The organism is Micromonospora sp. D75, from assembly GCF_018070405.1.
Classification (GTDB): Bacteria; Actinomycetota; Actinomycetes; order Mycobacteriales; family Micromonosporaceae; genus Micromonospora; species Micromonospora chalcea.
Genome location: NZ_JAGPXV010001019.1, coordinates 1 through 1,163, shown reverse-complemented (window position 1 = coordinate 1,163; position 1,163 = coordinate 1). Strand labels below are relative to the sequence as shown.

Annotated in this window: 1 protein-coding gene; it reads left to right on the top strand. The window is 72.3% G+C overall.

The features are described from left to right. Positions 1–215 precede the first annotated feature (215 nt). Positions 216–959, top strand: a complete 744-nt coding sequence (locus KBX39_RS31640) for an SDR family NAD(P)-dependent oxidoreductase (RefSeq protein WP_210874090.1) — start codon at positions 216–218, stop codon at positions 957–959. The last annotated feature ends 204 nt before the right edge of the window (positions 960–1,163 follow it).

Sequence of the window (1,163 nt, the reverse complement as noted above, 5' to 3'; positions counted from 1 at the left end):
GTGCTCCCAGCTCCGCGAGGTCATCCAGAGCCCGTGGATGAGCACGATCGTGTCGACCCGTCCCGTCGGTGCGCTCATGTCCGCCTCCCCGTTTCGCCGCTGGACGGCCCGCGCGTACCCGGACTGGGCGCCGGCAATCCTGCCTGACCGGCCGGACAGGAATTGACGGCTGACCCGGATGATCAGCGTCCTGAGTCGACTGTCAGGATGACGACATGACGGTCAGACTTGCCGACAGGGTTGCCCTGGTGACGGGCGGGAGCCGGGGTATCGGCGCCGCCGTCGCGCGCCGGCTGGCCGAGGACGGCATCCACGTCGCGTTCACCTACCGCACCGCGCAGGCCAGCGCGAAGTCCGTGGTGGCCGAGATCGAGGCGTACGGGCGGACCGGCCTGGCGATCAACGCGGACAGCGCCGACGCGACGGCCGTGATCGGCGCCGTGGACCGGACCGTCGCCGAGTTGGGGCGGCTGGACATCCTGGTCAACAACGCCGGCGTGTTCGCGGGTGGGCCGATCGAGTCGGTCAGCCTCGACGCCCTGGACCGGGCGATCGCGGTGAACGTGCGCGGGGTCTACCTCGCCACCCAGGCGGCGGTACGCCACATGGGCGCGGGCGGGCGGATCGTCAACATCGGCAGCAGCTTCGCCAGCCGCGTCCCGGCCCCGGGGGTGAGCGCGTACGCGATGACCAAGAGCGCCGTGAACGGGCTGACCCGGGCGCTCGCCCGCGAACTCGGTCCGCGTGGGATCACCGTCAACCTGATCCTGCCCGGCTCGACCGACACCGACATGAACCCGGCGGACAGCGCGGGCGCGGACGGGCAGCGGTCGCACATCGCCCTCGGCCGGTACGCGACCCCGGACGACGTGGCGGCGACTGTCAGTCACCTGGTGGGCCCCGGCGGACGGCACGTCACCGGCGCGTCGATCGCGATCGACGGCGGCGCGACGGCCTGATCGGCCCCAGAGCGTCCGGCGTCGGCGGCGTGACCGCCTGACAAATGTCACGGCCGGAAGGTGACTGCCGCTCCGGGGAACCGGACACCGCACGCCGGAGCATCGGGACATGACCGATTCCGCACCGGCCGTGGACCTGGCCGGACTCACCAAGACCTTCGGCCCGGTGACCGCCGTCGACGGGCTCGACCTGCGGATCGCCCC

Coding starts and splice junctions, on each gene's coding strand:
- KBX39_RS31640 (WP_210874090.1), top strand. CDS start 216: ATGACGGTCAGACTTGCCGACAGGGTTGCCCTGGTGACGGGCGGGAGC.